General features: G+C 65.3%; 7 protein-coding genes. All 7 read right to left on the bottom strand.

Annotated elements, in window-relative coordinates; genetic code table 11:
- Positions 1-97: 97 nt before the first annotated feature.
- The 7 genes from BM269_RS27510 to BM269_RS27480 all read right to left on the bottom strand — a co-directional run bounded on the left by BM269_RS27510 (position 98) and on the right by BM269_RS27480 (position 7,180).
- Positions 98-2,176 carry a M56 family metallopeptidase gene (locus tag BM269_RS27510; protein ID WP_090445282.1) on the bottom strand — a complete coding sequence of 693 codons (2,079 nt, stop codon included), beginning with the start codon at positions 2,174-2,176 and terminating at the stop codon, positions 98-100.
- A gap of 208 nt (positions 2,177-2,384) precedes the next feature.
- On the bottom strand, positions 2,385-3,491 hold the full coding sequence (locus BM269_RS27505; RefSeq protein ID WP_090445279.1) for an S-(hydroxymethyl)glutathione dehydrogenase/class III alcohol dehydrogenase: 1,107 nt from the start codon (positions 3,489-3,491) through the stop codon (positions 2,385-2,387).
- A gap of 37 nt (positions 3,492-3,528) precedes the next feature.
- Positions 3,529-3,921, bottom strand: coding sequence for a response regulator (locus tag BM269_RS27500; protein WP_090445276.1), 393 nt, complete (start codon positions 3,919-3,921; stop codon positions 3,529-3,531).
- A 155-nt stretch (positions 3,922-4,076) separates the two neighbouring features.
- A complete protein-coding gene (locus tag BM269_RS27495; RefSeq protein WP_090445273.1) occupies positions 4,077-4,706 on the bottom strand; it encodes an ANTAR domain-containing response regulator in 630 nt (209 codons plus the stop codon).
- Between the two features lie 17 nt (positions 4,707-4,723).
- The gene (thiE, locus tag BM269_RS27490; protein WP_090445269.1) at positions 4,724-5,341 is read right to left on the bottom strand and encodes a thiamine phosphate synthase; all 618 of its coding nucleotides are present in this window, start codon (positions 5,339-5,341) and stop codon (positions 4,724-4,726) included.
- A gap of 10 nt (positions 5,342-5,351) precedes the next feature.
- On the bottom strand, positions 5,352-6,401 hold the full coding sequence (locus BM269_RS27485; RefSeq protein ID WP_090445266.1) for a bifunctional hydroxymethylpyrimidine kinase/phosphomethylpyrimidine kinase: 1,050 nt from the start codon (positions 6,399-6,401) through the stop codon (positions 5,352-5,354).
- Entirely contained in the window at positions 6,398-7,180 is a 783-nt protein-coding gene (locus tag BM269_RS27480) for a thiazole synthase (protein WP_090445263.1), read from the bottom strand. The genes BM269_RS27485 and BM269_RS27480 overlap by 4 nt, the downstream gene beginning before the upstream one ends.
- Between the last annotated feature and the right edge of the window lie 6 nt (positions 7,181-7,186).

The raw sequence follows: 7,186 nt of genomic DNA, 5'->3' as shown, positions 1-7,186 counted from the left end.
TCTGATTTACGGGGTAGTTAAGTCGGGCAAACCCTTTGACCCAAAATACTTGGAAAAAGGGCTTGCCATTCAAGACGGTATCTGACCCCGACTTTCATTACATAACTGGCTTGGCGCTGCCGTTGTTGATGGCTTCGTCGATCAGGGCGCGGGAGGCTTTGTCTGCCTCGCGTGACAGGCGGCCTTGTTCGCGTCCCAGTTCGCCCATTTTGCGGCCCATTTCATGCAGCGGCTTGGAGGCTTCGGCGATGCGGGCGTGCATGGCGGCTATCGGTGCCTGGCGCGCTGCCAGGGCGGCGTGGCGGGCGGCGATTTCATTTCCCTTGCGTGCCATTTCTTCGGACAGGGGTTCCATCTGCTTGCGCAAGCTTTCCAGGTCGCGTTCCAGCTGGGCGCGGGTCTGGTCGTCGGCCATTGCCATCTTGCGGCCGGCTTTTTCCATGGCGCGGGCAATGCGTTCCTGCTGGCGTGCGGACTTTTCCATTTCGCGTTCCACTGCGCGCTCAATGGCTTGCTGTTCTTTGCTGCCCATCGACGCTTCGACTTCTTTCGCAATCTGGTCGCTCATGGCGTCCACCTGCTTGCCTTGGGCGTCCATCAGCTTGCCCTGTTCGTCCATGATCTTGCCTTGGGCTTCGGCCGGCTTCCAGAGCTCGCGCACTTTGCCCAGCAGGACCGGGTCCTGGATGACGTAGGACTTGCCGTTCTTGCGCACGTAGATGAACTCGCCCTTGGTGTCCTGGCGCAGGCGCTTCAGCGTCGTGATGTCGCCGGGCGCGCCGTGAAAGCCGTTCACCGACAGGTGTTTGTCGTTGTCGCGCACGTAGGCGTAGGCGCTGCGGCTGTTGTCATCGATCGAGATGTAGCTGCTGCTTTCGATTTCCTTCAGCTCCCTTGCCGGCTTGGGGGGCTTCGGCGGTTTGGGCGGGGCCGGTACCGCAGCCATCGGGGCGGCGGGCGGTGCGGGAGGTGCCAATTCTGCCATCGGCGGGGCAGGCGGCGCTGCCGCTGCAGGAGGCGCAGGCGGAGCCGGTGGCGCAGGCTCCACTTCGTGCTGGTCGCCGGCATCGGTAACGTGCAGCAGCATGGCGGCGGCCGGCGCGGTAGCGGTGACCGCGCTGGCGGCGGGGAGCGATACGGCTTGCGGCATTGCATGGGCATACAGCGCGGCGCAGGCGGCAAAAATTCCTAACAACGGGGTCGCCATCTTCCAGCTCAGTGGCTGTGCATCGGGACGGATCAGGCGTTTGATTCGGGACATGAGGTCTCCTCCGTTTGCCGCGGGGGCAGCAAAATGATTGGTGGTGAACTGGAACTTGTCCAGCTCGGAAAGTGCAAGTGCCAGGCGCCGCGGTTCGCCGAGCGTGCTTGCGGCTAAGTCGTCTGCTATCTGTTCGCGTTCGCGGCGGATGCATTGCGACAGCATCCACACGCTGGGGTGGTAGAACAGGAAAATCTCGATGCCGCTCTGGACCAGGTTGACCAGGTAGTCGTGGCGGCGCACATGCGCCAGCTCGTGGGCCAGCAGCGCTTCCAGCAGGTCGGGCGGCAGGCCGCTGACCAGCGAGGCTGGCAGCAGCACGATCGGGCGCAGGATGCCGGCCGTGATCGGGCCTTCCAGTCCATCGTCCGATACGCCGAGGCGCACCAGGCGGCGAATGCCCATGCGCCGGGCCAGCGCCGTGGTGCGCGCCTGCCAGCCGGCATCGGCGTGATAGTGATCAGGCAGGGTGCGGGTGCGCACCCACTGCAGGCCAAGCGACAGGCGCAGCGTCATCAGGGCGGCGCCGGCGGCCCACAGCAGCACCAGCCAGGGCATCTGGCGGCGCAGCAGGTATTCCCAGGTGGCCATGGCGTCGACGTCGACCAGCGCCGCTTCAGCGCCCTGGCCGTCGGCTGCGCCGGGGATGGCGGCGATGGCACTGGCTTCGAGCGGGGCGGGCAGCACGTAGCCGGTGTCGGCGGCGTCGGCCAGGCGCCAGGCAAAGTTGGCCAGCGGCAGCGCGGCGCACAGGAACAAGGCCATGCAGGCTACCAGGTAGCGTGCTTGCGGCCGGGCATTGCGCAGCGCGTGCAGGAGCAGTGCCGCGACACAGCCGATCAGCAGGCCTTGCCACAGGAAGTGCAGCAGGGACCAGCCCAGGGCGGGAATGACGGCGTTCAGCAGGTTGCTCATGGCGGGCGGCTCCGGTTTGATGATGTCCTTGCAAACTAGATTAAATGATCTAGAACTTTGTGTCTAGAAGTTTTTGTCTAGATCGAGGTGCAAGTGCTCAGGAGCCAATGTAGCCGCGCGCCGCTGCGGTGGCGCGGGTTTTGCGACAGGCGGCGGAAATCGCCGCCCAGGATGCTTAATACACGATTAATGCCCGATTAATACACGATTAATACACGACCACGGAGCGGATCGATTCGCCGCGTTCCATCAGGTCGAAGCCCTCGTTGATGCGGTCCAGCGGGAGGGTGTGCGTGATCAGCTCATCGATTTTGAGCTTGCCTTCCATATACCAGTCTACGATCTTCGGCACGTCGGTGCGCCCGCGCGCGCCGCCGAAGGCAGAGCCCAGCCAATGGCGGCCGGTCACCAGCTGGAACGGGCGGGTCGAAATTTCCTGCCCTGCCGCCGCCACGCCGATCACGATCGACTTGCCCCAGCCTTTATGGCAGCACTCGAGCGCCTGGCGCATCAACTGTGTGTTGCCGACGCATTCGAAGCTGTAGTCGGCGCCGCCATCGGTCAATTGCACGATGGCGTCCACCACGTTCTCCACGTCGCGCGGGTTGATGAAGTGGGTCATGCCGAACTGGCGCGCCATCGCTTCGCGCGCCGGGTTGATGTCGATGCCGATGATCTTGTCCGCGCCCACCATCTTGGCCGCCTGGATCACGTTCAAGCCGATGCCGCCCAGGCCGAACACCACCACATTGGCGCCCGCTTCCACCTTGGCGGTGAACAGCACGGCGCCGACGCCGGTCGTCACGCCGCAGCCGATGTAGCACACCTTGTCGAACGGCGCGTCGGAACGGATCTTGGCCAGTGCGATCTCCGGTACCACGATGTAGTTGGAGAAGGTGGATGTGCCCATGTAGTGGAACAGCGGCTTGCCGTCCAGCGAGAAGCGGCTGGAACCGTCCGGCATCAGGCCCTTGCCCTGGGTGGAGCGGATCGCCTGGCACAGGTTGGTCTTGCGCGACAGGCAGAATTTACACTGGCGGCATTCCGGTGTGTACAAGGGGATCACATGGTCGTCTTTCTTGAGCGAAGTGACACCCGGCCCGACGTCGACCACCACGCCGGCGCCTTCATGGCCGAGGATGGCCGGGAACAGCCCTTCCGGATCGGCGCCGGACAGGGTGTAGTGGTCGGTATGGCAAATGCCGGTGGCCTTGATTTCCACCAGCACCTCGCCTGCGCGCGGGCCGTCCAGGTCCACTTCTTCAATGGTCAGCGGCGCTCCCGCCTTCCATGCAACTGCGGCTCTCGTCTTCATCCCTGTACTCCAAAACTGATAAAGACGACAGCATAGCCTAACTCCCAACAGCCAGCATGGACTCCAACCCCAGCATATGCGACACGGTACGCCAGAGTTGGCGCGGCGAAGTCCACGGCTTGGGCAGGAATGCGTGGGCCTGGTGGTGCAGCATCGGCTGGCTGGCCGAATACAGCAACACGGGGGTGTTCTGGTCGGTCTGGCGCATGGAGCGGATCAGGCTGTGGCCGTCGCCATCCGGCAGGTCGGGATCGATCACCACCAGGGCGAATTCGCCCCGCTCCAGTTGGCGTTGCGCCTGGCTGAAGCTGGACGCGTGCACCACGTGGATTTCAGGCGCCAGCAAAGTGGCCAGGACGACGGCGCTATCTTCATCGTGGTCGACGTGCAGCACCCGTGGCGCCGGATGCAAATCAAATGGCATGTTCATGAAGCGGTTCTCCGCACTGCAGGGGATGGTCGGCGGAGCTGGGCCGAAGAATATTGCCGGGCCGCGAAGGAGGGGCGGCCGCTGAGGGGGACTGCGGTGGGCGAATCGGGGCCCACCGGATTAGTCTAATGCAAGCACATGGCTGACGGAAAGCTTTATTTTTTCAGGCGTGAGTTAAACGCCGCATGCAAACCGTTCAACATTTCTTCCGCGGCCAGTAGTTGATCGGCCACTTCATTGATCTTGCGCCGGCTGGAGCGGGCATGGTCGCGCAGCACTTCAAACGCGGTGTTGCGGTCGGTCTGGTACTTGCACATCAACAGTCCCACCGCCAGGCTGGTTTCGCGCCCGGCTGCCAGCGCCGCATTGAGGTTGATCTCGGTGCGGCGCAACTGGCGGATTTCATCGGCGCGCGCCAGGCCGGCTTCGAAGGCCGGCATCAGGTGGTGCTCGTCGACCGGCTTGACCACAAAGCCCACCGCGCCGTAGGCGGCGGCCTGCTTGCCGGCGTCGGCATCGCCGCGGCCGGAGAGGAACATGAAAGGCACCGTGGTGTTGCGGTTCAGTTGCTTGGCCAGGTCCAGGCCCGACATGCCGGGCATGTGAATGTCGAGCAGGGCCAGGTCGGGTTCGCGCTCGGCGATCAGGGACAGGGCCTGGTCCGATGAATGCGCCAGCATGGTGTCGTAGCCGGCGCGGGCGAGCAACTCGCCCAGGAACTCGGTCAGGATCTTGTCATCATCGACGATCAGGATCAGGCGCTTTGGCGGAGTCTGGGCGTTCATCGGCGTCAACCTTATGGTTATGCTAATGGGGAAATTATAGACTGAAATTCCCGCACTGCCGCCCCGGCGTCGCCGGCCAGGTAGACACTGGTAATTGCCGCCACCAAATGCGCGCCCTCGGCCACCAGCGGCGCGGCATTTTGCGGCGTCATGCCGCCGATCACGCACAGCGGCACCTCGATCACTTCGCGCGCATGGCGCAGGATGGAAGGCTGGGTGGTGACGGCGTACTGCTTCACCTTGGACGGATAGAAGCCGCCGAACGCCACGTAGCTGGCACCGGCCGCCTGCGCCGCCTGGGCGCGCGCCAGTTCACCGTAGCAGGAGGCGCCAATCAGCTTGTTGGGCCCGAGCGAAGCCCGAACTTCGGCCAGCGGCGCATCGGTGCCACCAAGGTGCACGCCGTCCGCGCCCAGCTCGCGGCACAGTGCGACGTGGTCGTTGACCAGGAAAGGCACGCTGTACTTGTGGCAAAGCTCGCGCAGCGCCCCGCCCTGCTCGCGGCGCAGCGCCGGGCTGGCGTCCTTGTGGCGGTACTGCAGCAGCGCGATGCCGGCGCGCAGCGCCTGCTCGGTCACTTCGAGCAGTTTTTCGGTATCGTCCCAATTGGGAGTGACCAGGTAAAGTCCTTGCATGTGATTCTCCTTATCGCTGCGGAATGCGCTGGCCGGGCGCGATAGCATATGAAGCGGCCAGTGCGCGCTGGGTATAGCCTTGCGCCTTGGTCAAGGCTTGCGCCATGGTGTTGCCCAGCGCTAGCAGCGCCGCCGTGGCGGCGGCCAGCGTGCATCCGCTGCCGTGGAAGCCCCCGGCCAGGCGCGGCCAGCTCCAGTTCTGCTGGCGGTCGGGCCCCAGCCAGCGGTTGATCACCACGTCGCTGCCTTCGTCATGGCCGCCGGTCACCAGTACATGGGTGCAGCCGAGGGCGCGCAGCGCGCGTGCATGGGCCAGGGCATCGCCGTGAGCGGTGCCGTGCCAGGCCCGCGGCACGCCGGGCGTCGCCAACGCCACCATCGGTAGCGCGTCGGCCAGCGCAAGCTCGCCAGCCACGCCGCCGCCAGCCGCAGCCTCCCATACCTCTTCCGGTGCAGCCCCCGCGCCAGTCATGGAAGCCGCTGCGGCACGCTTCACCGCAGCGGCGCCGGCAGTTGCCGCTGCGCCTAGCCGCGCCGGCATGCGATAGCGCGCGGCATTGCCGGCCAGGGCCGCAGCTTCCGGTCCATTCGGCGTAATCAGCGTGGCCAGCGGCAGCAAGGGCGCCAGCGCCTGTAGCGCATCGTCGCGCCCCAGCGCATCGCCATGGCCGCTGCGCAGCACCGGATCCAGCACCACCGGCGGGTCGCTGTACAAGCGCTGCGCCCAGCCGGGTGCCGCGCCCGCCGCAGCGCGATGCGTGGCGCGCAGTTCGCCAATCAGCGTCGCAATGGCCTGTGCGTTTTCCGCACTGCCGGGAATCCCGATCTTCACCGCCGCCACCGGCACTTGCGCCAGCAGCGCGCGCGCCTGTTGCAGCACCACTTCCGCAGCAACGGGCATCACGGCATGCACGCGGTTATTGTCCTGCACCGTAATGGCCGTCAGCACCGGCAGCGCATGCGCCCCCATCGCCGTGATGGCCTGGATGTCGGCAGCCATGCCGGCGCCGCCCGAAGGATCGGCACCGGAAAACACCAACACGCAAGGCCGGTCGCTCATGCCAGCCTCCCCGCCATCGGCGAGGACGGCGAGGCGGCGAAACGGCGCGGCATGCGCCCGGCCAGGAAGGCTTCGCGGCCGGCCTGCACGCCCAGCTTCATGGCGCGCGCCATGCGAACCGGGTCGCCGGCGGTGGCGATGGCAGTATTCATCAGCACACCGTCGCAACCGAGCTCCATGGCGATGGCTGCATCGGATGCCGTACCGACGCCGGCGTCGACCAGCACCGGTACATGGGACTGTTCGATGATCAGCGACAGGTTCCACGGATTCAGTATGCCCATGCCCGAACCGATCAGCGACGCCAGCGGCATCACCGCGCAGCAGCCGATATCCTCCAGCATGCGCGCCTGGATCGGATCGTCGCTGCAGTAGACCATCACGTCGAAGCCATCCTTCACCAACTCGCGCGCGGCGACCAGGGTTTCCGGCATATTGGGGAACAGGGTCTTCTCGTCGCCCAGCACCTCCAGCTTGACCAGCTTGTGGCCGTTCAGCAGTTCGCGCGCCATCTGCAGCGTGTACACCGCATCCTTCGCCGTGTAGCAGCCGGCCGTATTGGGCAGGATGGTGAATTCGTGCGGCGGCACATAGTCCAGCAGGCTTGGCGCATGCGGGTCCTGGCCGATATTGACGCGGCGGATTGCCACCGTGATGATTTCCGCACCCGCAGCCAGCGTGGCTTCGCGGGTTTGCGGCAGGTCCTTGTACTTGCCGCTGCCGACCAGCAGGCGCGAGTTGTATTCCTTGCCCGCGATGACCAATGGATTGTCTTGCATGTGCAG

Source organism: Duganella sp. CF458 (genome assembly GCF_900113115.1).
GTDB lineage: Bacteria > Pseudomonadota > Gammaproteobacteria > Burkholderiales > Burkholderiaceae_D > Rugamonas.
This window is presented reverse-complemented; position numbering and strand designations above follow the sequence as displayed.

What these genes read in the sequence shown, in the direction of transcription:
- BM269_RS27510 (WP_090445282.1), bottom strand. Translation starts at nt 2,176, where the DNA reads ATGAGCAACCTGCTGAACGCCGTCATTCCCGCCCTGGGCTGGTCCCTG.
- BM269_RS27505 (WP_090445279.1), bottom strand. Translation starts at nt 3,491, where the DNA reads ATGAAGACGAGAGCCGCAGTTGCATGGAAGGCGGGAGCGCCGCTGACC.
- BM269_RS27500 (WP_090445276.1), bottom strand. Translation starts at nt 3,921, where the DNA reads ATGAACATGCCATTTGATTTGCATCCGGCGCCACGGGTGCTGCACGTC.
- BM269_RS27495 (WP_090445273.1), bottom strand. Translation starts at nt 4,706, where the DNA reads ATGAACGCCCAGACTCCGCCAAAGCGCCTGATCCTGATCGTCGATGAT.
- thiE (WP_090445269.1), bottom strand. Translation starts at nt 5,341, where the DNA reads ATGCAAGGACTTTACCTGGTCACTCCCAATTGGGACGATACCGAAAAA.
- BM269_RS27485 (WP_090445266.1), bottom strand. Translation starts at nt 6,401, where the DNA reads ATGAGCGACCGGCCTTGCGTGTTGGTGTTTTCCGGTGCCGATCCTTCG.
- BM269_RS27480 (WP_090445263.1), bottom strand. Translation starts at nt 7,180, where the DNA reads ATGCAAGACAATCCATTGGTCATCGCGGGCAAGGAATACAACTCGCGC.